The sequence below is a fragment of the Stenotrophomonas sp. SMYL89 genome (assembly GCF_036319985.1).
Lineage (GTDB): Bacteria > Pseudomonadota > Gammaproteobacteria > Xanthomonadales > Xanthomonadaceae > Stenotrophomonas > Stenotrophomonas maltophilia_Q.
The window spans coordinates 366,114-389,182 of record NZ_JAWIRW010000001.1 but is presented as its reverse complement, the minus strand read 5'-3'; the positions used below and the strand labels follow the sequence as shown (position 1 = coordinate 389,182).

At 66.9% G+C, this 23,069-nt stretch carries 22 protein-coding genes; 15 read left to right on the top strand and 7 right to left on the bottom strand.

Annotated features, from left to right (window positions below; translation table 11 throughout):
- Positions 1 to 217: 217 nt before the first annotated feature.
- From V3B41_RS01800 to V3B41_RS01790, 3 genes are read left to right on the top strand one after another with little or no spacing between them, the layout of a single operon-like run.
- Positions 218 to 781 carry a hypothetical protein gene (locus V3B41_RS01800; protein WP_180848961.1) on the top strand — a complete coding sequence of 188 codons (564 nt, stop codon included), beginning with the start codon at positions 218 to 220 and terminating at the stop codon, positions 779 to 781.
- A gap of 53 nt (positions 782 to 834) precedes the next feature.
- Complete coding sequence (locus tag V3B41_RS01795; protein ID WP_049430497.1) at positions 835 to 1,551, top strand: response regulator; 717 nt, start codon at positions 835 to 837, stop codon at positions 1,549 to 1,551.
- A gap of 3 nt (positions 1,552 to 1,554) precedes the next feature.
- Complete coding sequence (locus tag V3B41_RS01790) at positions 1,555 to 2,631, top strand: ATP-binding protein (protein WP_049430499.1); 1,077 nt, start codon at positions 1,555 to 1,557, stop codon at positions 2,629 to 2,631.
- Between the two features lie 145 nt (positions 2,632 to 2,776).
- On the opposite strand, the gene V3B41_RS01785 is transcribed toward V3B41_RS01790, so the two are convergent.
- Both V3B41_RS01785 and V3B41_RS01780 read right to left on the bottom strand, forming a co-directional pair.
- A complete protein-coding gene (locus tag V3B41_RS01785; RefSeq protein ID WP_049430501.1) occupies positions 2,777 to 3,865 on the bottom strand; it encodes a crosslink repair DNA glycosylase YcaQ family protein in 1,089 nt (362 codons plus the stop codon).
- A gap of 77 nt (positions 3,866 to 3,942) precedes the next feature.
- On the bottom strand, positions 3,943 to 4,557 hold the full coding sequence (locus tag V3B41_RS01780) for a TetR/AcrR family transcriptional regulator (protein WP_049430471.1): 615 nt from the start codon (positions 4,555 to 4,557) through the stop codon (positions 3,943 to 3,945).
- Positions 4,558 to 4,795: 238 nt separating this feature from the next.
- Between V3B41_RS01780 and V3B41_RS01775 the strand changes: the two genes are divergently transcribed.
- Positions 4,796 to 6,994, top strand: a complete 2,199-nt coding sequence (locus V3B41_RS01775; RefSeq protein ID WP_049430473.1) for a TonB-dependent siderophore receptor — start codon at positions 4,796 to 4,798, stop codon at positions 6,992 to 6,994.
- Positions 6,995 to 7,245: 251 nt separating this feature from the next.
- Here V3B41_RS01775 and V3B41_RS01770 read toward each other — a convergent pair whose 3' ends face one another.
- The gene (locus V3B41_RS01770; RefSeq protein ID WP_329859815.1) at positions 7,246 to 7,911 is read right to left on the bottom strand and encodes a TraX family protein; all 666 of its coding nucleotides are present in this window, start codon (positions 7,909 to 7,911) and stop codon (positions 7,246 to 7,248) included.
- Positions 7,912 to 8,025: 114 nt separating this feature from the next.
- On the opposite strand from V3B41_RS01770, the gene pip reads away from it, so the two are divergent.
- The 7 genes from pip to V3B41_RS01735 all read left to right on the top strand — a co-directional run bounded on the left by pip (position 8,026) and on the right by V3B41_RS01735 (position 15,543).
- On the top strand, positions 8,026 to 8,973 hold the full coding sequence (pip, locus tag V3B41_RS01765) for a prolyl aminopeptidase (protein ID WP_197619257.1): 948 nt from the start codon (positions 8,026 to 8,028) through the stop codon (positions 8,971 to 8,973).
- A 319-nt stretch (positions 8,974 to 9,292) separates the two neighbouring features.
- Positions 9,293 to 9,592 carry a hypothetical protein gene (locus V3B41_RS01760; protein ID WP_049430480.1) on the top strand — a complete coding sequence of 100 codons (300 nt, stop codon included), beginning with the start codon at positions 9,293 to 9,295 and terminating at the stop codon, positions 9,590 to 9,592.
- 292 nt (positions 9,593 to 9,884) lie between these two features.
- Positions 9,885 to 10,184, top strand: a complete 300-nt coding sequence (locus V3B41_RS01755; protein WP_005413574.1) for a hypothetical protein — start codon at positions 9,885 to 9,887, stop codon at positions 10,182 to 10,184.
- A 63-nt stretch (positions 10,185 to 10,247) separates the two neighbouring features.
- Positions 10,248 to 13,007: a magnesium-translocating P-type ATPase gene (gene mgtA, locus V3B41_RS01750; RefSeq protein ID WP_329859812.1), complete on the top strand. Its 2,760-nt coding sequence runs from the start codon at positions 10,248 to 10,250 to the stop codon at positions 13,005 to 13,007.
- 31 nt (positions 13,008 to 13,038) lie between these two features.
- The gene (locus V3B41_RS01745) at positions 13,039 to 13,776 is read left to right on the top strand and encodes an MgtC/SapB family protein (protein ID WP_049430484.1); all 738 of its coding nucleotides are present in this window, start codon (positions 13,039 to 13,041) and stop codon (positions 13,774 to 13,776) included.
- A gap of 77 nt (positions 13,777 to 13,853) precedes the next feature.
- Positions 13,854 to 14,909, top strand: a complete 1,056-nt coding sequence (locus V3B41_RS01740) for an ATP-binding protein (protein ID WP_049430486.1) — start codon at positions 13,854 to 13,856, stop codon at positions 14,907 to 14,909.
- A complete protein-coding gene (locus V3B41_RS01735) occupies positions 14,902 to 15,543 on the top strand; it encodes a response regulator transcription factor (RefSeq protein ID WP_100443841.1) in 642 nt (213 codons plus the stop codon). Before V3B41_RS01740 ends, V3B41_RS01735 begins: the two co-directional genes overlap by 8 nt.
- Positions 15,544 to 15,556: 13 nt before the next feature.
- Here the strand turns inward: V3B41_RS01735 and V3B41_RS01730 are convergent, their stop codons facing one another.
- The 4 genes from V3B41_RS01730 to V3B41_RS01715 form a co-directional block, all read right to left on the bottom strand.
- A complete protein-coding gene (locus V3B41_RS01730; protein WP_049427886.1) occupies positions 15,557 to 15,949 on the bottom strand; it encodes a DUF3224 domain-containing protein in 393 nt (130 codons plus the stop codon).
- A 33-nt stretch (positions 15,950 to 15,982) separates the two neighbouring features.
- On the bottom strand, positions 15,983 to 16,417 hold the full coding sequence (locus V3B41_RS01725; protein ID WP_049427888.1) for an EamA family transporter: 435 nt from the start codon (positions 16,415 to 16,417) through the stop codon (positions 15,983 to 15,985).
- Between the two features lie 86 nt (positions 16,418 to 16,503).
- Complete coding sequence (locus V3B41_RS01720; protein WP_049427890.1) at positions 16,504 to 17,676, bottom strand: low temperature requirement protein A; 1,173 nt, start codon at positions 17,674 to 17,676, stop codon at positions 16,504 to 16,506.
- 9 nt (positions 17,677 to 17,685) lie between these two features.
- Complete coding sequence (locus V3B41_RS01715; RefSeq protein WP_049427891.1) at positions 17,686 to 17,952, bottom strand: hypothetical protein; 267 nt, start codon at positions 17,950 to 17,952, stop codon at positions 17,686 to 17,688.
- A gap of 201 nt (positions 17,953 to 18,153) precedes the next feature.
- Here V3B41_RS01715 and V3B41_RS01710 point away from each other — a divergent pair, with 201 nt between their 5' ends.
- From V3B41_RS01710 to blaL1, 4 genes are all read left to right on the top strand, one after another.
- On the top strand, positions 18,154 to 18,678 hold the full coding sequence (locus tag V3B41_RS01710; protein ID WP_100443840.1) for an RNA polymerase sigma factor: 525 nt from the start codon (positions 18,154 to 18,156) through the stop codon (positions 18,676 to 18,678).
- Positions 18,675 to 19,526: a FecR domain-containing protein gene (locus tag V3B41_RS01705; RefSeq protein WP_049427753.1), complete on the top strand. Its 852-nt coding sequence runs from the start codon at positions 18,675 to 18,677 to the stop codon at positions 19,524 to 19,526. Before V3B41_RS01710 ends, V3B41_RS01705 begins: the two co-directional genes overlap by 4 nt.
- 70 nt (positions 19,527 to 19,596) lie before the next feature.
- Positions 19,597 to 22,020, top strand: a complete 2,424-nt coding sequence (locus tag V3B41_RS01700; RefSeq protein ID WP_049427755.1) for a TonB-dependent receptor — start codon at positions 19,597 to 19,599, stop codon at positions 22,018 to 22,020.
- 96 nt (positions 22,021 to 22,116) lie between these two features.
- Complete coding sequence (gene blaL1 / locus V3B41_RS01695; RefSeq protein ID WP_049427757.1) at positions 22,117 to 22,989, top strand: L1 family subclass B3 metallo-beta-lactamase; 873 nt, start codon at positions 22,117 to 22,119, stop codon at positions 22,987 to 22,989.
- Positions 22,990 to 23,069 lie beyond the last annotated feature (80 nt).

Sequence of the window (23,069 nt, the reverse complement as noted above, 5' to 3'; positions counted from 1 at the left end):
AGTCGCCCGATGCGACCGCCGAGACTGCAGTCTGGAAGCCGTGGATGGACATTCCTTGGAGCCATCGTGGAGATTGCATGGAGATGCGCCGGCCGTTCAGGCATCCCCCCCCGCTCCTGAACGCCGTGGCCTGCGTCCACGCAATCTCGACACAATCTCGACCGAGTCTCCATCAACGGTCGCTAGCCTCGTCGGCCTCGCCGACTGCGCCCCCGCCGTGTCCCTGCCGTTTCCAGACCTGCCTCCCATCGATGTCCGCCGCGCTTACCTTGCCTGGTGCGCGCCTTCGTCGCTTGCACTGGTGCTGGCGTCGACCAGTGCCTGGATGCCTGCCAGCGCGAACCCGGCGCCGCCCATACTGGCGGGTGCCGGTGCCGCCGCGCTGGTGTGGTTCCGCAGCGAAGGCCCGCGTCACGCAGGCCGCGCGGGGGCTCCGGCATCACTGGCCCTGATTGGCCTGGCCGTCTGGGCGGCGGCACTCCCCACCGCCAATCCTGCCACCCTGCAGCGCCTGCTTGCCTTGGCTGCGGCACTGGTTGTCATCCTGCTGGCGCTGCGCCTGCACGCCGTCGTGGGCATGGCGCGCAGGCTGCAGGCCCGGGTTGAGGCGACGCCCATGGCATCGCGCTGGAGCAAGCTGCCGGCTTCTGTATCCGCGCTGATGGTGCAGCAGTTGCACGACCTGGGCGCAGTCGAGCCCAGCCTTCAGCGCACGCTGGTGCTGGCCACCCTGGCCTGGGCAGCGGACGAGGAAGCGCAGGCGATGGAGCAACGACGATGACGCTGCCCTGGATGCCGCCACTTCCCGCCCTTGCCATGACGCTGCAGAACGCAATGAAACACGATCTCCGCTCCCGACAGGCACCCCTGGTGCTGATTGCCGAAGATGAAGGCGAAATTGCCGACATCCTCGGCGCCTACCTGGCTCGTTCAGGACTGCGCAGCACCCGCGCTGCCGACGGCGAGGCCGCCCTCGCCAGCCACCGCCAGCTGCGCCCCGACCTGGTGCTGTTGGATGTGCAGATGCCCAAGCTGGACGGCTGGCAGGTGCTGAGCGAACTGCGCCGGCGCGGCAACACGCCGGTGATCATGCTCACCGCGCTCGACCAGGACGTGGACAAGCTGACCGGCCTGCGCGTGGGTGCCGACGACTACGTGGCCAAGCCATTCAACCCGGCCGAGATCGTGGCACGCATCCAGGCTGTACTGCGCCGCAGCGCCCGTACCGTGGTCGAAGAACCCAGCGGGCTGATCCGCCAGGGGCCGTTCGAGATCGATCTGCGCAGCCACGAGGTGACGGTGCGCCTTGGCGAGCAGGTTCATGCACTGAACTTCACCCTCACCGAGTTCCGCCTGCTGGTGCACATGGCCCGCGCCCCACGCCAGGTGCATGCACGCGTTGACCTGCTGCATGCCTGCCTGCCCGAAGGCGATGCGCAGGAGCGCACCGTCGACAGCCATGTCAGCAAGCTGCGTCGAAAGCTGGAAGACGTCGGCGTGATCGGCATTCCCGCCACCATCCGTGGTGTTGGCTATCGTTTCCTGGACTGAATGATGAACCCCAAAGGCAAGAGCATCGGCCGCCAGATCACGCTGTCCATCACGGTCGCCTCGCTGTGCTCGACGGTGCTGTCGATCAGCGGCTTCTACCTGTTCTACTATTTGATGGAGGTGTTCTATCCGCGCTGGTATGACGAGCCGGAAACGATCATGCCGTCCGGGCTGGAGTGGTTGTGGATCGGCCTGACCGCCACCGTGGTCGTCATCTTCGCCACGCTGGTCGCCTCGCGCCTCACCCGGCGCATCATCACCCCGTTGAACTCGGTGGCCGAGAGCCTGCGCCGGGTCGCCAGTGGCGATCTGGAGGCCCGCGCGCGCGGCGGTGACACCTCGATGACCGAAGCGGCCACCCTGGTCAGCGATTTCAATTCCATGGCAGAGCGGCTCAACCGCATGTCGGAGAACCGGGTGTTCTGGAACGCGGCGATCGCACATGAACTGCGCACGCCGATGACCATCCTGCGCGGCCGCCTGCAGGGTATCGCCGAAGGCGTGTTCGAGCCGGGGCCCGAACAGTTCAACAGCATGCTCACCCAGCTGGAGGGCCTCACCCGCATCATCGAGGACCTGCGCGTGGTCAGCCTGGCCGAGAGCGGCCATCTCGACCTGCGCCTGCAACGCAGCGACGTCAGCGTGCAGGTGGCTGCGGTGGTGGAGGCGATGTCCGAGGCGCTGGCCGAAAGTGGCTTCTCGGTGAGCCTGGACGCGCGGCCGTCGCTGGCGGACTGCGATCCGGCCCGCATCCGCCAGGCGGTGCTGGCGCTGCTGGAAAATGCACGACGCCATGCCATCCCCTGCCCGCTGCGGGTACGCGTCACCCTCGCCGAGGGGCATTGCACGGTGGCCGTGGAAGATGGGGGGCCTGGCGTGCCGGACGAACTGCGCGACAGCATTTTCGAGGCCTTCCAGCGCACCGATGTCTCGCGCTCGCGGCAGAGCGGCGGTTCCGGGCTCGGCCTGGCGGTCGTGCGTGCGATTGCCGTGGCCCATCACGGAACCGCGCGGTGCCGGGCTACCGAACGTGGCGGCAGTTCATTCGAGATCCGCTGGCCGGTACATGCGCGGCGTTGAGATTGCTCAAGGGTCCGCCTCGATCATCGCCTTGTAGAGCCGAGCCCATGCTCGGCTGCCATTCGTGCGCCCCGCGCGCAATAGGTGGGTCTCATGGATACCGAAACGCAGCTCAGCGCAACGCGCAGCCGAGCATGGCTCGGCTCTACAGAAAAGCGGCCATGCGTTGCAGTTCTTCGTCCAACGCGCCACGAAACACCTTGTCACGGGCCAGCGACTTGCCGGCATAGCCCACGCTGGATGCCAGCTCACCGTCACGCATGCTGACGTTGGCCCAGCCCACCACCTGGTCGTGCCATAGCACTGGCAATGCGTAGTAGCCGTACTGGCGCTTCGGTGCGGGTGTGTAGGCTTCGAACTTGTAGACCCAGCCCCATAGCAGCTCGAAGCGGCGGCGGTCCCACACCACCGGGTCGAACGGTGCCAGCAGGCGCACCTGCTCGTCCGGTGCGTGTCGGCGCGATCGCGGGTTCTCGTTGGCTGGCCAGTACCAGGTCGTTCCATCCAGCGTGCAGCTGGCCAGCTGTTGCTTGGCCAGCTTCAGCGCCTGCCGGCTCTGTTCGGCCAGATGCGGTGCACCGTAGCCCAGCAGCCGCACCAGATAGGTCAGGCTGGCCGAGGGCAGCGGCGCGTACTTGCGCACCACCAGGTCGATCAGGGCGGCCGCGCGTTCGACCTGCGCTTGTTCGCTGGCATCCAGCTCGGCATGCTCGGCCACTGCATAGATGCGGGTGCCACTGTCGCGCCGCTGCACGCGCAGCAGGCCACGGTAGTGCATGCCATCCAGCAGATGCGTACTGGCATTGCTGGTGCCGCCCCAGTAGTTGGTCACCCGCCCATGCGCAAACGCCTGGTCAACCTCACGCGGGTGCACGCTGCCGCGCTCGCGCACGAACGCCAGCACGTCGGCCGCACGACGATGGGTCTCGGCGTCCCACTCGCGCTTGGACACGCGCGGGTGCATCAGCGCCAGATGCTCGCGCGGCAGGAAGCCGTAGTTCACCAGGCAGTCCTCTTCCACCGGCAGTCGCGCATAGCGCCGCTCAAGATCGCCTGCACGGTAGTCCTTCACCCGGTGGCGCAGGGTCAGGTCCTGTGCCCGTGCCGGTGCGCGGATCGGGTCGGCCTGCACGAAACCCAGGCGCCGGATCGCGGCCAACAGCGTGGTGGGTTTGAACAGCGTGCGCGCCACCGCGTGGCGGCGCAGATCATCGAGGGTGGGCGTGGCAGGCATGGCCGCATTGTAGATCCGCGCCATGCGTGGATGGGGCCCTGACGGACCGTGTGCCGGTATCCACGCATGGCGTGGATCTACCGGACGCCGAGTACGTCCAGCGAGCCGATCACCAGCGCACGCATGCCCTGCCTGAACTCGGCAATCACTTCCTCGTCCTGCACGCGCCGCCCGGTCAACGCTTCGGCCTCGTCATCCACCAGCCCATACACCGTGTCCGCACCGGCAATGCAGTAGAACGCAATCGTGGCCAGCACCCAGCGCGCCTTGTCCAACGGCAGGCCGAATACTTCGGCCACATGGGCCTGGTGCGAGGCGATCTTTTCCAGCATCGGCGTGGTCGCCACCGAGCGCCGCAACAGGTAGGGCGGCAATCCAGGGTGCGCTTTCACCACCTCGCACAGCGATTCCACGAAGACCATCAGGTAGCCCTGCAGCCCACCCGGCGCCTCGACCGACGCGCGCGGAATCTGCCAGCGCTGGAACACCGTATCGGCCACCAGCCGCTTCAAGGCCTCCAGGTTGGCCACACGCTTGTAGAGCGCGGCCTGGGTCACCGCCAGCTCGGCGGCCACGTTGGCCATGGTCAGGTTCGGCAGGCCCAGCTTGATGCCGATGTCAGCCAGACGCTCGGGAGTGATGGTGGGCGGGCGGCCACGGGCCGGCGCCGGGATCTCGGGTTGCATGCTCATACCGTCGCGAGGGTGCCAGTAAAAGGACCCTCTTGTCCGCTTCATATGATTTAGTTTATTTTACTCAACTAATTCGGAATGCGTCTGGGCCGCACCCCGCCGCCATCCGGAATCGAGCCCGTGGCTCACTTCCCGCCAGGTCCCCACCCAGCCGACAACCCTGCGCTGCGCCCTCCCGCGTGCTTGCCGTTGGCAACGCGCCAGGCGCGTTCGCACCTGCGATTCACAGGAATCTGGCATGACCGTGTTTGACCTCCCCTCTTCGCCCATCCGTCCGGCCGTGGCAACTACCCGGCTGCCGATGCAGCCGCCCGGCCTGGCCCGGCGCTATCGCGTTTCGACCCTCGCGCTGGGGCTGCTGGCCTCGTTTGCCGCGCTGGCCGACTCCGCGCCGTCCACCCTGCCCTCGGTGCAGGTGCAGGAACAGCGACGGGCCACCGCCGACTATGCCGGAGGACAGGTGGCGGGCGGCGGTCGTGTTGGCCTGCTGGGCGACAAGGACTTCATGGACACGCCGTTCAGCACGGTCAGCTACACCGAGTCGTTCATCCGTGATCGCCAGGCCAAGGACCTCACCGACGTCATCGCCGCCACCGACCCGACGGTGTTCAGCAACGGCGTCACCGGCGCGTGGAGCGAGAACTATGCCATCCGTGGCTTTGCCTCCAACACCAGCGACACCACCTTCAACGGCCTCAGCGGCATGGCGCCCTACTACCGCACCTCGCCGGAGATGTTCGAGCGCATCGAAGTGCTGAAGGGGCCGTCCGCGCTGCTCAACGGCATGCCACCGGGCGGCTCGGTGGGCGGCGCGGTGAACCTGGTGCCGAAGCGCGCTGGCGAGCAGCCGCTGCTGCGGGTCAGCACCAACTTCGCCTCCGATGCGCAGTTCGGCGCCCACGTGGACATGGGCCGTCGCCTCGGCGCAGGCAAGCAGTTCGGCATCCGCTTCAACGGCGCCTGGCGTGATGGCGACGGCGCCGTTGGCAAGCAGAGCAAGAAGGTTCAACTGGGATCGCTGGCACTGGACTGGCGCGGTGATCGCACCCGCCTGTCGGCCGATCTGTACAGCGCCGACGATCGCGTGGACGGCCCGGCCCGTGGTGTCGGCCTGGCACCGGGCGTCGCCATTCCCCGCCCGCCGCGGGGCGACACCCTGATCAACCCGGACTGGGCCTACGTGGACAGTCAGGACAAGGGCGCGATGCTACGCGGCGAGTTCGACATCAATGACAGCGTGATGGCCTACCTGGCCTATGGCACCAGCAAGACAAACTACCGCTACAACGGCTCGATCAGCGCGCAGATCCTCAACCCGGCCGGCGACTTCAGCACTGTGATCGGCCAGTTGGCCTTTGACATCAAGAAGCAATCCGGTGACGCCGGCCTGCGCGGCAGCTTCCGCACCGGTAGCGTAGGCCACCAATGGGCCGCCAACGTGACCCACTACCAGCACACCCAGAACGACTATGGCCGCCGCAGCGTGCCCGGCTGGGACTGGACCACCAACCTCTACAACCCGGTGTGGGGCCCGGCCGCGCCGTTCGTAGCGCCACACATCTCGCATACCGACCTGCGCCTGGACAGCCTTGGCTTCGCCGATACCCTCTCCTTCGCCGATGACCGCGTGCAGCTGACGCTGGGCGTGCGCCGCCAGCAGGTAGTCAGCGAGACCTTCAACGTGGCCACGGGCGTACGTACTTCGCGGTATGACGAGAGCGCTACTACCCCGGCGGCAGCCTTGCTGGTGAAGGCCACCGACACGATCTCGGTCTACACCAACTACATCGAAGGCCTCAGCCAGGGCGCCACCGCACCGATGACCGCCGCCAACGCGGGCGATGTGTTCGCACCGTTCCGCACCAAGCAGAAGGAGCTGGGCATGAAGCTGGACATGGGTAGCTTCGCGCACACCTTCAGCGTGTACGAAATCAAGCGGCCCAGCAGCTACACCGACCCGGTCACGAATATTTTCTCGTTCGGTGGCGAACAGCGGAACCGCGGTTTGGAATGGGGCTTCTTCGGTGCGCCACTGGACGGCGTGCGCCTGCTGGGCGGCGTGGCCTATGTGCAGCCGAAACTGACCCGCACGGCAGGCGGCGTGAATGAAGGCCGCATGGCCACAGCGGTTGCGCAGCGGCAGGCCAAGCTGGGTGTGGAGTGGGATGTGCCGACCTTGCAGGGCCTGACCTTGACCGGCAATGCCACGGCGATGTCGAAGCAGTACATCAGTGCCGACAACAGCCTATCGGTGCCGGGCCGCACGCTGTTCGATGTCGGGGCGCGCTACAGCACCACCGTGGCGGGTCGACCGCTTGCGCTGAGAGCCAGTGTGAACAACGTGACCAACAAGGCGTATTGGGGCATGCCGTTGTTGTCGAGCCTGGCGCTGGGTGCACCGAGGACGGTGCTGGTGTCGGCGACGATGGACTTCTGAGGCAGGCGCCTCCACGCCAGACATGCATCACCTGTGGAGTCGAGCCATGCTCGGCTCGCTTTGCCGGTCACGCATGGCGTGGATTTCCCAGAACGTGTAGAGCCGAGCCATGCTCGGCTCCGGTTCGCCCGCTGAGTCGGGCATGGCTCGACTCTACACACGCCGATGGCGGCATGCTTCACCCCCCACCTGCGACGCGCATTCCTTGACCGCATCCGGCATTCAAGACACTCGACATGCCAGTTCCGACATTACACAAGCAGATGGGCAACCAACGCCAGCACCGCCAGATGCCCCACGTAATACCCGTAGAACGCCCACCGCCAGCGCGGCAGTGGCCATGTTACCCGCGCGGCCAGCAGCACCACCGGTACGGCCAGCAATGCCCAGCCGTTGTGGTTGACCCAGCACGCCGCTGCGAGCCCGACCAGCAGCAGCCACCACGCGCGATGCCGGAACGCGATCCACCCCAGCAGCACGCAGCCGACACCCGCCCACTGGTAATCCACGAACATCGGCAGCACGCCAGCAGCCAGCAACAGCAGAACGGGCCGATGGTTCGCCAGCGCGTGCACGGCCACGGCCGCCAAAGTGAAGGTAAGCAGGATGTTGAGCGGCAACCAGGCGCCAAACGCGAATGCGTGCAATGGCTGCGCGATCAGCCCCCACAGCGCCAGCCGGCGCATCGACTTTCGCAGGTCGGCCCCGGGCTGGGCCAGGTTGCAGGCCATCACCAGCGCGAACAGCGGGAAGGCAATGCGCCCCAGTTCGCTGACCACCGGCACGTAGCCGTCGAAGACCACCTTGGCCACGTGATCACCGGTCATGGCCAGCAGTGCGATCCACTTCAGCAGCTCGCGCGCGCCGCTGCGGAGAGTGAAGTTGAAGGTTGACGTCCCGGTCGTGGTCGCTTGCATCGCGGCAGCTTATGCGCATCGGTCAGCCCATTTCCAGCATCGCGAAAGCATGTGCCACTGCAGGCACCCGGCTGCGGCGCTATGCTGGCCGCCCCTGCTTGTGAGACACCCGCCATGCGCAGCCTGTACCCCGCCATCGAGCCCTACCGCGAGTTCACCCTGCCGGTGAGCGATCTGCACACGCTGCATGTCGAAGAGTGCGGCACACCGGACGGCATTCCGGTGGTGTACCTGCACGGCGGCCCAGGCGCGGGCATTTCACCCACTCATCGCCGCTTCTTCGATCCGGCACGCTACCGCATCGTGTTGATCGACCAGCGTGGCAGCGGCCGCTCCACACCGTTCGGCGAGCTGCGCGACAACACCACGCAGGACCTGGTGGCCGACATCGAGAAGGTGCGTGAGCACCTGGGCATCGAGCGTTGGCTGGTCTATGGCGGCTCCTGGGGGTCGACCCTGTCACTGGCCTACGCACAGGCGCATCCCGAGCGCGCCACCGGCCTGATCGTGCGCGGCGTATTCCTCGGCCGCGAAATGGAAAACCGCTGGTTCGCCGAGGCCGACGGCGGTGCGCGCTGGATCTTCCCGGAGCGCTGGGACCGCTATGAAGCCTACATTCCGGAAGCCGAGCGCAGCGACATGATCGCAGCCTACTGGAGCCGCATGGATGGCCCGGATGAAGCGATCCGGATCGAAGCCGCGCAGGCCTGGCTGGGCTGGGAAGACAACGCGGCCACCCTGCAGCACGACGTGGATGCCGAATCCACCGATGACCCGCTGGATACCCTCGCCAAGGCCCGCATCGAGGCGCACTACTTCCGCAACGGCATCTTCCTGGAACCGGACCAGCTGTTGCGTGATATCGATCGCATCCGCCACCTGCCGGGCGTGATCGTGCAGGGGCGCTACGACATCATCTGCCCGCCGCGCAGCGCCTGGGACCTGGCCAAGGCCTGGCCGGAAGCGCGGCTGGAGATGGTGACCTCCGGCCACAGTGCCAACGAGCCGGCCACGGTGGATGCGCTGGTGCGGGCCACGGACGCCTTTGCCGACCGCTTCTGAAGCAGACGGGAGTGCCGGCCGCTGGCCGGCTTCCTGCCGTTCCAGGGTAGAGTCGGCTGTTAGTCGACTGCTCTTGGCAGGAAGCTGAAAGCTCCGCGCTGCGCGCGATAGTCGACTAGCAGTCGACTCTACCGAGCCGTCTCCGTCGAGCCACCTCGCCCAGGCGTCTCCGCGCAATCGTAGCTGTGCGGCCCGGTGAATGGCGACCCACCGGCAACGGTCCACGAGCCCCATTCTTCGCAGCCCACTTACAGCCTCCCGCAGAAGATCCGGCCGTGACCACCGCACCGGTAGTCCGCCTTTTCTTCAGGAGCACGCCATGATCGCTTGTCGCTACCTTCCCATTGCACTCTCGCTTTGTGCGGCCCTGCTGCTGGGCGCCTGTTCCAGGACCCAGGAGGCGAGCAAGGCCACCGCCGCCGAGGACGTCACCGAAGTGAAGTTGATACCGCCGTACGAGTCGCTGGACAGGGACAAGGACGGCATCGTCACCCTGGCGGAAGTCGATGCGGTAGCACCGGACTGGGCCGAACGCCTGCATGCCTGCGATACCGACCGTGACAAGACGTTGACCCGTGGCGAGTACGACGTCTGCAAGCAGACCAGCGCTTCGCATTGATCCATTACTGAACCCTCGATTGGCGCTACGGGTACCCGGCTATACCAAGGTATAGCCGGGGTAACCCACGAGCCTCTAGGACTGCCCCATTCAGGGGCGGACAATAGCGCCACTGGCCAGGGCAGCCCTGGCCGGCCCCTCCCCTCATGGAGACGCAGATGGACCCCGACCCTGCCGGGCGCACCGCGCCCCGGATGCCCGCTTGCTGCCTGTTCCTGGCGCCTGCCCGCCGGTCCCTGCCTGCCTGAGTGACGGGGGACCGCCAGGTGCCGCCTGCCTGGAGATCGCCCCCATGTCCTACAAGATCCTCTACATCACCCTGCGCCGCCTGATCGGTGAGCGCGATGTTGCCGCTCTGCGCAGCCAGCTGCTGCAGCACGGCCCGGTCATGTTCGCCCGTTCGCTGTCGCTCGGCTCGCCACGCGTGGTGGCCGACGCGCTGTCGTTGCTGCCGATCAGCGAACGCATCACGGTGCTGCGCCACCTGCCCTACCCCCTGCGCGATGCGATGAAGCCACTGTGCATCGGCGGCAGCCAGCGCCTGCACATGCAGCCGTGGTCACCGGCGGTGCTGGCGATGCGCCACGCCTGATCTGTTTCGTCCATTCCGTTCGTGTTCCGGCCCCGGCCGGCTCTGACATTCAAGGAGCGTCCCATGAGCCTGCTCAACGCCTGGTTCAACGCCTTCCTGCGCAGCCGTCGCGCAGGCAACCTGTTCCGCCGCCGCGCGATGCCCGAGGCCGGCTTCGGCCCGGGCAGCGCCGAAGCGGCACCATTCGCACTCACCACCGGCCTGGTCACCCTCGCCCAGCAGGATGAAGACCAGCTGCTGGCCACGCTGGAATCACATGCCGATGGCCTCAGCCCGCATGAGGCCAAGGAACGACTGGCCACGCTCGGCCCCAACGAGGTGGATCACGAAAAGCCGCTGCCGTGGTGGCGCCACCTGTGGCAGTGCTACCGCAATCCGTTCAACCTGCTGCTGACCGTGCTGGCGGCGGTGTCCTGGCTGACCGAGGACATCAAGGCGACGATCGTCATCGGTGCGATGGTGCTGCTGTCCACGCTGATCCGCTTCGTGCAGGAGGGTCGTTCGAACCGAGCGGCCGAGCGGCTGAAGGCACTGGTCGGCAACACTGCGCGCGTGCTGCGCCGCAATCCCGGCACCGAGGCTGCGGATGTGGCCGACCAGTACTTCGGCGCGCACCTGCACAGCCGCCGCCCGGCGCGCCTGCTGGACCTTCCGATCCGCGAGCTGGTGCCCGGTGACCATATCGTGCTGTCGGCCGGCGACATGATTCCGGCCGATTGCCGCGTGCTGAGTGCCAAGGACCTGTTCGTGGCGCAGGCGGCAATGACCGGTGAGTCGCTGCCGGTGGAGAAGTTCGCGCACCCGGGCGACGGGCTGGCCGGCCTGCTGGAGCAGCACAACCTGCTGTTCATGGGCACCAATGTGGTGTCCGGTACGGCCACCGCCATTGTGCTGGCCACCGGTAACCGCACCTACTTCGGCACCCTGGCCCAGCGCAGCACCGCCACCGACCGCGCACCCACCGCGTTCCAGGCCGGCGTCAACAGCGTCAGCTGGCTGCTGATCCGCTTCGCGCTGGTGATGGTGCCGTTCGTGCTGCTGATCAACGGCTGGACCAAGGGCGACTGGACCGAGGCCTTCCTGTTCGCGCTGTCGGTGGCGGTGGGCCTGACGCCGGAAATGCTGCCGATGATCGTCACTTCCACCCTGGCCAAGGGCGCGGTGCTGCTGTCGCGGCGCAAGGTGATCGTCAAGCGGCTGGATGCCATCCAGAACTTCGGCGCGATGGAAGTACTGTGCACCGACAAGACCGGCACCCTTACCCAGGACAAGATCGCGCTGGAGCGCCACACCGATGTATTCGGTCACGATTCGGAAGACGTACTGAAGTTCGCCTACCTGAACAGCCATTTCCAGACCGGGCTGATCAACCTGCTCGATCGCGCGGTACTGGAGCACGTGGAGCTGCAGAGTTCGCTGCGGCTGTCGCAGGACTACCACAAGGTGGATGAGATTCCGTTCGACTTCGAGCGCCGCCGCATGTCGGTGGTGGTCTCCGAGCGCGAGGACCACCACGAGCTGATCTGCAAGGGGGCGGTAGAAGAGATGCTGGCGGTCTGCAGCACCGTGCGTGAAAACGGCCAGGACATGCCGCTGGACGAGCGCCGCCTGGCCCGCGTGCGGCAGACCACCGAGGAGCTGAACGAACAGGGGCTGCGTGTGGTCGCGGTGGCGATGAAGGAGACCGCGGCCAGCCAGACCGCCTATTCGCAGGCCGACGAATGTAGCCTGACCCTGATCGGCTACGTGGCGTTCCTCGACCCGCCGAAGGAATCGGCCGCGCAGGCGCTGCAGGCGCTTGCCGCGCATGGCGTGGAGGTCAAGGTCTTCACTGGCGACAACGAACTGGTGACCGCCCGTGTCTGCGCACAGGTGGGACTGGATGCCGACACCATCCTGACCGGCCCGCAGATCGAGCGCATGGATGACGGTGCGCTGTCGCGGGCGCTGCACCACCATCGCGTGTTCGCCCGGCTGACGCCGCTGCACAAGGAGCGCCTGGTGCGCGAGCTGCGTGCTCAGGGCAAGGTGGTGGGCTTCCTTGGAGACGGCATCAACGATGCCCCGGCACTGCGTGCGGCCGACATCGGCATCAGCGTGGACAGCGCCGTGGACATCGCCAAGGAGGCCGCCGACATCATCCTGCTGGAAAAGAACCTGATGGTGCTGGAAGAAGGTGTCATCCAGGGCCGGCGCACGTTCAACAACATGCTGAAGTACATCCGCATGACCGCCAGCTCCAACTTCGGCAATGTGTTCTCGGTGCTGGTGGCCTCGGCCTTCCTGCCGTTCCTGCCGATGCTGCCGCTGCAGCTGCTGGTGCAGAACCTGCTGTACGACATCTCGCAGATCGCCATTCCGTTCGACAACGTGGACGAGGAACTGGTGCGCAAGCCGCTGAAGTGGAACCCGACGGACATCGGTCGCTTCATGGTCTTCTTCGGGCCGATCAGCTCGATCTTCGACCTGACCTGCTTTGCGTTGATGTGGTACGTGTTCGATGCCCGCACGCCGGCCGACCAGGGCCTGTTCCAATCCGGCTGGTTCGTGGTCGGCCTGCTGACCCAGACCCTGATCGTGCACATGATCCGTACGCCGAAAGTACCGTTCCTGCAGAGCATCGCTGCACCGCCCCTGCTGCTGATGACCGGCCTGATCATGGCCATCGGCGTGGCCCTGCCGATGAGCCCGTTGGCCGGCTACTTCAAGCTGCAGGCCCTGCCGGCCGGCTACTGGCCTTTCCTGGTGGCGATCCTGTTCGGCTATGCGGTGCTGACCACTGCGCTGAAGCGGTTCTACATCCGCCGTTACGGCTGGCAGTAAGCGCCCGCCGCCTGGTCCAGGGAGAAACACAATGGACATCAATCCCAACCTGCCGGCGTTCAACGCCGGCGCAACGCTCAGCTCGCTGATCAGCCTGTCGGTGGCATTCGTGCTGGGCACGATCATCGGCCTGGAACGGCAGCTGCGGCAACGCACCGCCGGCCTGCGTACCAACACCCTGGTGGCGGTGGGAGCGGCGGTGTTCGTCGATCTGGCGGTACGCTTCCATGACCTGTACGGCGGCCCGCCGTCGCCGCTGCATGTGGTTGCCTATGTGATCTCCGGCGTCGGCTTCCTCGGTGCCGGCGCGATCATGAAGGACGGCGCCCAGGTGTCCGGCCTGAACACCGCCGCCACCCTGTGGGGATCGGCGGCCGTGGGCGCATGTGCGGGCATCAAGCTGCTGCCTGAGGCGGTACTGGCGGCGGTGTTCGTGCTGGCCGCCAATACTTTGCTTCGGCCCGTGGTGAACCGCATCCAGCGGCAGCCACTGCCGGAAGCGTTCAGCGAGGCGACCTATGCGATCAACGTGGTCTGCCAGCGCGAGCAGCAGGCCGAGGTGCTGGACCGGTTGTTGCTGCTGCTCGAGCAGGCGCAGTACCCGGTGCGCGCGGTGGACCAGCGGCCGTTCGGCGAGCGCGACGTGGAGATCGAGGCGGTGCTGTATGCCACCACCGTCGATGCCGGTGAGCTCGATGCGGTGCTGGCCACACTGGCGACGACGCCCGGCGTACTGCAGGGGTTCTGGAACGCCAGCCTGGAGGAATAGTGGTTCGGTACTGCCGGCCGGCATCCACCCAATGGCGGCTTTGCTATCCTTTCCGCCCACGCCAGGGAGCCGTCCCGATGCCATCGCTGTCGCCCCGCCGCCCGCTGGTGCTGCTGGCTCTGATCGTCGTGATGGCGGCGATCTTCCTGATCGACACCGTCACCGATTATGCGGTTGCCGCCGCCTGCTTCTACGCAGCAGTCATCCTCGCCGCTTCGCGCGTACTGAGCGCGCGCGGGCTTATCACCCTGGCCATCGCCTGCATCGCGCTGACCGGGCTGAGCTTCTTCCTGACCCGCTTCGGCACCTACCGCATCGGCCTGGTCAACTCGGTGATCGGCATGCTGGTGATCGGCATCACCACCTACCTCGCCCTGAACATGGAAGCGGCCAAGGCCGCCGTGCAGGAAGCACAGGGCCGCCTGCTGCGGGTGGCGCGCGCTTCCACCGTGGGCGAGCTCACCACCTCCATCGCGCATGAAGTGAACCAGCCGCTCGCCGCCATCGCCAGCAGCGCCGAAGCCTGCCAGCGCTGGCTGGCACAGGACCCGCCGAACGTGGACAAGGCACGGCAGACCGTGGCCCGCATCCTGGCCGATGCGCACCGCGCCGGCGACGTGATCGCCCGCATCCGCGGCCTGACCCAGGGCGCGGCACCGGAACGACGCGCCTTCGATCTGAACCAGGCGGTGGAGGAAATGCTGGCGCTGTCGCGCAGCGAGCTCGACCAGCACGGCGTGGCCGTGGCGCTGCTGCTGGACGCCGACCTGCCTCCGGTGCAGGCCGATCGCGTGCAAGTGCAGCAGGTGATCGGCAACCTGATCCTCAATGCGGTGGACGCGATGGAAGGCGTGCCCGCCGCCGACCGGCGCCTGTCACTGCTGACCCGGCGTGACGGCCAGCGGGTCAGTCTCAGTGTGCGTGACCGCGGCGTCGGCCTGCCCGCCGACCATCCCGAGCGTGTGTTCGATGCCTTCTGGACCACCAAGTCACACGGCTTGGGGCTCGGGCTCAGCCTGAGCCGTTCAATGATCGAGGCCAATGACGGCCAGATCCGCGCCGAACGCCCCGCAGGCGGCGGTGCCTGCTTCATCTTCGACCTGCCCGTCGCCCTGGATACCCCTCATGCGTAAGCCCCCTGCACCTGCGGCCGAACCGGCGCCGATCGTCTACGTGGTCGACGACGATCCATCGGTGCGCGCGGCGCTGGAAGACCTGCTGGCCTCGATGGGCCTGCAGGTGCGCGCCTTCGCCTCCACCCAGGCCTTCCTTGAACACGAACTGGAAGACACCCCTGCGTGCCTGGTGCTGGACGTACGCATGCCGGGCCAGAGCGGGTTGGAGTTCCAGCGCAGCATGGGCAGCCTGGGCCTGCAGCTGCCCGTGGTGTTCATCACCGGCCACGGCGACATCGCGATGGGCGTCAACGCGATCAAGGACGGCGCCATCGAGTTCCTGACCAAACCCTTCCGCGACCAGGAACTGCTCGATGCGATCCACAAGGGCATCGAGCTCGACCGCCTGCGGCGCCGCGAGGGCGAAGCACTGGGCGCGCTGCAACAGCGCTGGGCCACACTCAATACCGGTGAGCGCGAGGTGGTCGATGGCGTGGTGCGCGGCCGTCTCAACAAGCAGATCGCCGGCGACCTGGGCGTCAGCGAGATCACGGTGAAGGTTCGCCGCGCACAGGTGATGCGCAAGATGGGTGCGCGCACCCTGGTGGATCTGGTGCGAATGTATGACCGCCTGCAGGCGGGCAGCGCTTGAATCCGGAAGCCGGCTATTCCGGTTCCGGCAATGCATAGGCGAACCGGTAGTCGTGGCGGCCTTCACTGATGGTGATCTCCAGTGTGCCGCTCAGGCCGAGCAACCCCTCACTGCCCGAGTCAGGCACCACCACCACGCTCAGCTCCGGCCTGCCACGGGTCATCAGGCCGTTGTGCTGCAGCGTGAAAGCACCCTGGCGTCCGGCCAGCGTGCCACTCACCCGCTCCATGGCCACGTAGCCGGCCGAGCCCTGTACCGGGCTGCGGAACGCCAGCATCTGGCCGACGCTGCTGCCCTGCAGGTCACCGTGGAAGACCTTGTCGATCGACATCACCCCGATCGGGCCGTCGTTGCCACCGATCGGCAGCAGGTTCACTTTAAAGGTTCCGTGCGCTTCGCCCTGCATCCTGCTCTCCCTCGTCGATGGGTTTGAACGCCGCTACTTCTTCGTCGCCAGCACGATCACCCCGGCCACCACCAGGCCGATCCCGCTCCATTCCCGCAGGGTCGGTCGTTCGCCCAGCAGCAGGTAGGCCAGCACGATCACCAGCACCACACTGAATTTGTCGACCACCGCGACCTTGGCCAGCTCACCACTTTGCAGCGCGCGGAAGTAGAACAGCCATGAAGCGCCGGTGGCCAGTGCAGACAGCACCAGGAACAACTGGGTGCGACCCGGCAACAGCAGCGGATTGGACCATTTGCCGGTAACCACCACCAACGGCAGGATCACCGCGGCCACCACCAGGGTGCGGATCGCCATGGCCAGGTCCGAGTCGACGCCCTTCACGCCCACCTTGGCGAACAACGCGGTCAGCGCGGCGAAGCACGCCGACAACCCGGCCCACACCAACCACTGCGGAACGTTCTGCATGCTGCGCCTCTCCCGGATCCATGCGTCCCGTTGCCAACGCTACACCCGTCGCACGCCTGCGCAAGCAATGCCGGGCAACGTGCGGATCAGGCGCTTTGTAGGCGGCGCTTCAACCGCGTGTCCATCAGTCCCACGGCCAGCAGCACCGCACTGGTCAGCCAGCCGGCAGCCAGCAGATGGGCCTGCGTCAGCGCGACGCCCAGCACGGCCAGCGCCACGGCACCGAACAGATGCGACCAGGGCGCACGCCCGTAGACCACCCGCTTGTACAAGGCGCTGCCCAGCAGGTAGATCAGCGGCCCAGCCACCAGCACCGTCGCATACACCGGCGTGACCGCCGCGCCCGGGTGATCCATCACCAGGTCATTGCCCACCGCTGTGGCGATGATGCCCGCGATCAGCAGTGCATGCACGTAGTGGAAGTTGGCGCCCATGCGCCCGGGGTCGGCCGCATGGGTGATCGCCTCGGTGGCGTCGCGGCTGGAGATGCCGAAGTACAGCCACCACATGGCGATGGTCCCGGCGAAGGTGGCCAACACCGCCGATACCACAGCGCTGCTCCAGTGCTCGATCTCGCTGAGTACGCCCCCCGTCGCCAACAGGGTCTCCCCCAGCGCGACGATGACGAACAACTGGCATCGCTCGGCCAGGTGCCCACCTTCGATGGTCCACTCACGGGTGTGCGAACGGCCCAGCCCCGGGAACGCAAAACCGAACATCGGCGAGACATACTCGCAGGCGACCGCCACCGCCCACAGCGCAAGTCGCGCATTGCCCTCGGTGGCCGCCCCGGCCAGCCAGAAGCACGCCGAGACGCTGACCCAGGCCAGCATCCGGCGGAAATTCGGCGCCAGCGGATGGCCGCGACCGACCTCCAGCAGCACGAACACGGTGCGCCCGACCTGCATCGTGGCGTAGGCCCCGGCAAACACCCAGGCGCGATCGGCAAAGGCCTCGGGGATGGACGAAGACATCAGCAGCGCCAGCAGCATGGTGACGAACAGCAGGCCACGGATGCGTGGCGCCTCCGGATCGAACCAGTTGCTGACCCAGCAGGCGTATTGCCAGCCCAGCCAGACAGCGAACCACAGCACCAGCGTCTGCATCACGCCGGCAAGGTCCAGGTGGTGCAGCAGATGATGGCTGAGCTGGGTAACCGCAAATACGTAGACGAGGTCGAAGAACAGCTCTTCGTAGGTCACGCGGGCGTGGTGGCCATCGCGCTGACGCAGGGCGGGCAGTCGCAGTCGTGTGCTCATGGCCATCCTTCAGCGCGCCAGGCGCCAGTACAGCAGGCCCGCCAGCAGTGCAGGCACGGCGAACACCAGCAGCAGGATCGGCAGTTCCTCCCGCACGGCGTAACCGGCCTTGCTCACGCCCACCCACATGTTGGCTACCGTCACCAGCAGCCAGGTGGCGATGAACGCGATCAGGGCCGTGGGCAGCAGCGACTGGCCTACGCTCCACAGCCGCCCGAACAGCAGGAACACGCCCAACAGCAGCACCCCACCCACCATCACCAGAAGCACGTGCATGGTCCATCTCCTTGAGCCCGCTGGCAGGCTAGCCGCCGCCGATTCTGCGCTCCAGCCGATGATCGTGGTTTCACCTTCCAGCCCCGACGAACAATCCCGACCCGCGTGCCACATGGCAAACGAGAACAGTTCCCATTAGTATTGCGTCATCGCGCAGGGATGCCCTCCCGCGCCCGCCCTTTGCTTCCACTGCCGGTCCGGATGCCCCGCCTGCCCTCTCCCTGCCCGCCTGCGCCGCCGTTGATGTCCTCGCTGGTGCGCCATTACGAGGAACTGGTGGAATATCTGCGCCGCCGTTTCCGCTCGCCGGGGCTGGCCCGTGAGGTGGTGCACGATGTCTGCGTGCGCCTGCTGGAGCGTCCGGTCGCGCATGACGCACGGCAACCGGTCGCGCTGCTGCGGCGGATCGCACACGATGCCGCGGTGGACCGCTGCCGCGCCGAGGATCTGCGCCGGCACTGGGTGGAGGGGCGTGCCAAGCTGCCCGATGACGCCTGCCCGCGCCCCGGGCCGGAGCAGCAGGCGCAGGGACAGCAGGCCATGCAGCGACTGGGCGCGACCATCGAACGCATGCCCTGCCGCCGCCAGCAGGTCTTCATCCTGCACAAGATCCATGAACTGCCACAGGCCGAGGTCGCCCGGCGCATGGGCATCGGCCTCAAGGCGGTGGAGCGCCACCTGCGCCTGGCCATGGCCGATTGCCACCTGTCGGCTGGCCTGCGATGAGTCCACAGCCGCCGCCGTCCACACCGCAACCGCCGATCCAACCCGCCACCACCGACCAGGTGCTGGACCAGCATCGCGACGCCCTGAAGGAACGCTTCCCCATGCCCAGCGCGGATGCCCTGCAGCGTCGTCGCGGTGGGCGTGCGGCGAAGATCGTCCTGCCGCTGCTGCTGATCGCGGCCACCGGCGTGTTCATTGCCGACCCGGCATGGCAGGTGCACGACTATCGGACTGTGGTGGGCGAACGCCGCGACATCCGCCTGCCCGATGGCAGCCATCTCCTGCTCGACGCCGGTACCCATCTGCAGGTTCGCAGGCACATTCGCTCGCGACAGGTAGTGCTGGTGCAGGGCCAGGCCCGTTTCCAGGTGCAGCACTCGAGCTGGCGCCCGTTCGAGGTCGAGGCCGGGCCGGTGCGGGTGCGCAACTACGGCACGGTGTTCGACGTGGACCGGCAGGGCAACCTCAGCGAGGTCACCCTGTGGCGCGGCGAGGTGGGCGTGCGCGTGGATGGCCGGGGCGCCGAGCAGCGCCTGAAGCCGGGGCAGCGCATGCTGGCCCAGCCGGGATCGTTGTCGCCACCCGAACCGGTCAGCCCGGACCGGGCCGACTGGACCCATGGCCGCCTGCAGTTCGATCGCCTGCCGCTGGCCGAAGTGCTGCGCATCCTGCAGCGGTATCACGACCGCCCGATCGTGCTGGATGACCCGCAGCTGGGACCATTACGGGTCTCGGGCGTGTTCGATGCCGATCACGCCGAGACCGCTGTTGCACTGTTGCCGGAGATCCTGCCGGTGCAGGTGCACACGGCCAGCGATGGCAGCCTGCATCTGCGCGCACGCGATTGATTGCGCACGCGAGGGTGGGTTGCACGTCGTCCCATCCGGCAGCTGCCTGAACCCCTCCGAAGGACCCTGCATGACCCGCCCTGTCCCACCTGCCGCCCTGCGCCGGCTGGCCCCTGCCCTGCTCGCCGCCTGCCTGTGCACGGCCCTGCCTACCATGGCGCAGAGCGCTGCATCCGCGCTCGTCGAGCTTCACCTGCCCGCCGGCCCGCTGCATGCGTCGCTCAATGCGCTCGCGCGCCAGAGTGGCATCCAGCTGTTGTTCGCCGCCGACAGTGTGAGTGGCCGCAGCGCGCCGGCACTGGATGGGCGCTATGCACCGCGCGATGCGCTGCAACGCCTGTTGCAGGGCCACGACCTGACCCTGCAGGAACGCGTCCCCGGGGTATTCGTGGTCAGTGCAACTGCCGCACAGACCAAGGCCAGGCCCGACGCAACGATACGCCCCGCCGCACCGGCCAATCCGACCTCGCTGGCCCGTGTCACGGTCTCGGCCTCGACCGCTCGCATGCCGCAGGGCGAGACGGCGATGCCCAACACCATCACGGTGCTGACCCGCGAGGACATCGCCCAGCAGCTGGCATTGGGTTCGGATGTGTCGCGGGTGCTCTCGTCACAGATCCCGGCGTTTGCCCCGGCGCGCGAGAAGATGTCCAACTACGGCGAAACCATGCGTGGCCGCGGCATCCTCTACATGGTCGACGGCGTGCCACAGTCCACCCCCCTGCGTGACGGCTCACGGGATTCGCACACCATCGACCCGGCGATGATCGAGCGCATCGAGGTCATCCACGGCGCCAACGCGCTGCAGGGCATCGGCGGTACCGGTGGCATCGTCAACATCATCACCCGCAGCGCGCCCAGCGAGCCGGGTGCCTTCCTGCTCGACACCAATGTCAGCTACAGCTCCGCCCTGCCCAGCCGCCACGACGACAATGGCCAGCGCGGCTCGGCCCTGGTGGGCGTGCGCGGCGAACAGTTCGACCTGGTTGCCGGCCTGGCCTATGAGAAGCAGGGCCTGTACCACGACGGCGAGGGCCGATCGATCGGCACCAACGCGCAGGGCGAGCTGATGGACTCGACCTCATCGAACGTGTTCGCCAAGCTGGGCTGGAACATTGCCGAAGGCCAGCGCCTGCAGGTGATGGCCAACCGCTACGAGCTGCGCGGGCTGGACAACTACTTCGCGGTGAATGGCGATTTCCGCACCGGCCGCCCGACGATTTCGGTGCGCGGTGACACGCCGCTGGACCCACCGATGAACCGCTCGCGCTCGCTGACCGTGGACTACAGCGCCGCAGACCTGCTCGGTGGCCGCTTCCAGGCGCAGGCGTTCGCGGTCGACTTCGAGGGACGCTATGGCGCCAGCCAGTGGGACCCGTGGGGCAATACCGGTGCCAATGCCGCCTGGGACCAGACCCAGAACGAATCGGACAAGCGCGGCTTCAAGCTGACCCAGAGCTGGAGCCGCATCGCCGATACCACGCTGGATGTGACCTTGGGCCTGGACGGCCTGCGTGACCGCACCCACCAGGTGCTGCTGGCCAGCGGCATGAACTGGGTACCGCTGACTACCTACCAGAGCCTGTCGCCGCTGCTGCAGCTGCACTGGTGGCCAACCGACCACCTGATGCTGTCCGGCGGCCTGCGCTACGAAAAGGGTGAGCTGGAGGTGGGCGACTACACCACCCTGCCCCGCTATGGCGCGCGCAAGGTGACCGGCGGCAAGCCGACCATGAGCGAAACCCTGCCCAACTTCGGCGCGGTCTGGTACATCAACGATCGTCTCAACGCCTATGCCTCCTACTCGGAGGGATACACCGTGGCCGACGTCGGCCGCGTGCTGCGCGCGATCAACCGCGACGGCCAGCGCGTCGAGAGCCTCATCGACCTGTCGCCGGTGGTGTCGGACAACCGCGAGATCGGCCTGGAGTATGACGATGGCCGCTTCAGCAGTGACATCGCCTACTACACCTCCGAATCGAAGCTGGGTTCGGTGCTGGTCTATGACCCGGGCATCGATGCTTACGCAGTGCAGCGCCAGGCGACCCGCGTGGAGGGCTTTGAAAGCAACCTGCGGTTGCGGCTTGGCGACAGCCGGCTCGGCCTGGGCTATGCCCGTGCCAACGGCCGCTACGACGCCGACATCGACGGTCGCCTCGACAGCGACCTGGCCGGCGTCAACATCGCACCGAACCGGCTGACCGCGTTCTGGGAACAGGGCTGGACGCCGCAGTTCAGCACCCGCCTGCAGGCCAGCCATGCCTTCGACCGCGATTTCGACCTGCGCGGCGCACGAGTGGCAGAGTTCAAGGGTTACACCATGGTGGACCTGGTCGCGCGCTACACGCTGGGCAAGCACGCGCTCACGCTGGGCGTGCAGAACCTGGCGGACAAGCAGTACATCAGCTACTACTCGCAGACCACGCCGTCGAACCCAAGTTATTTCTCCGGCCGCGGCCGGGTGCTGACGCTGGGCTGGCAGTACCGCTACTGAGCCATCGGCGCCCTTATGGGAGTCATGAAATCTATGCGAGACGCGCTGAAGGAGGCCCATGCTAGTTTCTGGGCCTCCTTCAAACGGACGTGAACCATGCGTTGTTCCCTGCTCACCTTCGCCCTTGCTGCCGCGCTCCCATTCGCCCAGGCGCATGCCGCCGAAGCGCCGCTACCGCAGTTGCGCGCCTACACCGTAGATGCCTCCTGGCTGCAGCCAATGGCACCATTGCAGATTGCCGACCACACCTGGCAGATCGGCACGCAGGAGCTGACCGCCCTGCTGGTGCAGACCGCCGAGGGCGCAGTGCTGCTGGATGGCGGCATGCCACAGATGGCCGGTCACCTGCTGGACAACATGAAGGCACGCGGGGTGGCACCGCAGGATCTGCGGCTGATCCTGCTCAGTCATGCGCATGCCGATCACGCCGGGCCGGTGGCGGAACTGAAGCGCCGTACCGGCGCGAAAGTGGTGGCCAACGCCGAATCGGCCGTGCTGCTGGCGCGTGGTGGCAGCGACGACCTGCACTTTGGCGACGGCATCACCTATCCGCCGGCCAGCGCCGACCGCATCATCATGGATGGCGAAGTGGTCTCCATCGGCGGCATCGACTTCACCGCTCACTTCATGCCGGGGCACACGCCGGGAAGCACTGCGTGGACCTGGACCGATACCCGCGATGGCAAGCCAGTGCGCATCGCCTACGCCGACAGCTTGAGCGCGCCGGGTTACCAGCTCAAGGACAACCCCCGCTATCCGCGCTTGATCGAAGACTACAAGCGCACCTTCGCCACGGTGCGCGGCCTTCCCTGCGACCTGCTGCTGACCCCGCATCCGGGTGCCAGCAACTGGAGCTATGCCGCCGGCAGCAAGGCCAGTGCCAACGCACTGACCTGCAAGGCTTACGCGGATGCCGCCGAAAAGAAGTTCGAGGCGCAGCTGGCCAAGGAATCTGCGGCACACCGCTGATCCTGTAGAGCCGAGCCCATGCTCGGCTTGCCGGAAGAAAACAGCCGAGCGTGGGCTCGGCTCTACACAGGCCGCGTAGG

Excerpts from the sequence above, each read along its gene's own strand:
- V3B41_RS01795 (WP_049430497.1), top strand. The coding sequence starts at position 835 with ATGAAACACGATCTCCGCTCCCGACAGGCACCCCTGGTGCTGATTGCC.
- V3B41_RS01790 (WP_049430499.1), top strand. The coding sequence starts at position 1,555 with ATGAACCCCAAAGGCAAGAGCATCGGCCGCCAGATCACGCTGTCCATC.
- V3B41_RS01785 (WP_049430501.1), bottom strand. The coding sequence starts at position 3,865 with ATGCCTGCCACGCCCACCCTCGATGATCTGCGCCGCCACGCGGTGGCG.
- V3B41_RS01780 (WP_049430471.1), bottom strand. The coding sequence starts at position 4,557 with ATGAGCATGCAACCCGAGATCCCGGCGCCGGCCCGTGGCCGCCCGCCC.
- V3B41_RS01775 (WP_049430473.1), top strand. The coding sequence starts at position 4,796 with ATGACCGTGTTTGACCTCCCCTCTTCGCCCATCCGTCCGGCCGTGGCA.
- V3B41_RS01770 (WP_329859815.1), bottom strand. The coding sequence starts at position 7,911 with ATGCAAGCGACCACGACCGGGACGTCAACCTTCAACTTCACTCTCCGC.
- pip (WP_197619257.1), top strand. The coding sequence starts at position 8,026 with ATGCGCAGCCTGTACCCCGCCATCGAGCCCTACCGCGAGTTCACCCTG.
- V3B41_RS01760 (WP_049430480.1), top strand. The coding sequence starts at position 9,293 with ATGATCGCTTGTCGCTACCTTCCCATTGCACTCTCGCTTTGTGCGGCC.
- V3B41_RS01755 (WP_005413574.1), top strand. The coding sequence starts at position 9,885 with ATGTCCTACAAGATCCTCTACATCACCCTGCGCCGCCTGATCGGTGAG.
- mgtA (WP_329859812.1), top strand. The coding sequence starts at position 10,248 with ATGAGCCTGCTCAACGCCTGGTTCAACGCCTTCCTGCGCAGCCGTCGC.
- V3B41_RS01745 (WP_049430484.1), top strand. The coding sequence starts at position 13,039 with ATGGACATCAATCCCAACCTGCCGGCGTTCAACGCCGGCGCAACGCTC.
- V3B41_RS01740 (WP_049430486.1), top strand. The coding sequence starts at position 13,854 with ATGCCATCGCTGTCGCCCCGCCGCCCGCTGGTGCTGCTGGCTCTGATC.
- V3B41_RS01735 (WP_100443841.1), top strand. The coding sequence starts at position 14,902 with ATGCGTAAGCCCCCTGCACCTGCGGCCGAACCGGCGCCGATCGTCTAC.
- V3B41_RS01730 (WP_049427886.1), bottom strand. The coding sequence starts at position 15,949 with ATGCAGGGCGAAGCGCACGGAACCTTTAAAGTGAACCTGCTGCCGATC.
- V3B41_RS01725 (WP_049427888.1), bottom strand. The coding sequence starts at position 16,417 with ATGCAGAACGTTCCGCAGTGGTTGGTGTGGGCCGGGTTGTCGGCGTGC.
- V3B41_RS01720 (WP_049427890.1), bottom strand. The coding sequence starts at position 17,676 with ATGAGCACACGACTGCGACTGCCCGCCCTGCGTCAGCGCGATGGCCAC.
- V3B41_RS01715 (WP_049427891.1), bottom strand. The coding sequence starts at position 17,952 with ATGCACGTGCTTCTGGTGATGGTGGGTGGGGTGCTGCTGTTGGGCGTG.
- V3B41_RS01710 (WP_100443840.1), top strand. The coding sequence starts at position 18,154 with ATGCCCCGCCTGCCCTCTCCCTGCCCGCCTGCGCCGCCGTTGATGTCC.
- V3B41_RS01705 (WP_049427753.1), top strand. The coding sequence starts at position 18,675 with ATGAGTCCACAGCCGCCGCCGTCCACACCGCAACCGCCGATCCAACCC.
- V3B41_RS01700 (WP_049427755.1), top strand. The coding sequence starts at position 19,597 with ATGACCCGCCCTGTCCCACCTGCCGCCCTGCGCCGGCTGGCCCCTGCC.
- blaL1 (WP_049427757.1), top strand. The coding sequence starts at position 22,117 with ATGCGTTGTTCCCTGCTCACCTTCGCCCTTGCTGCCGCGCTCCCATTC.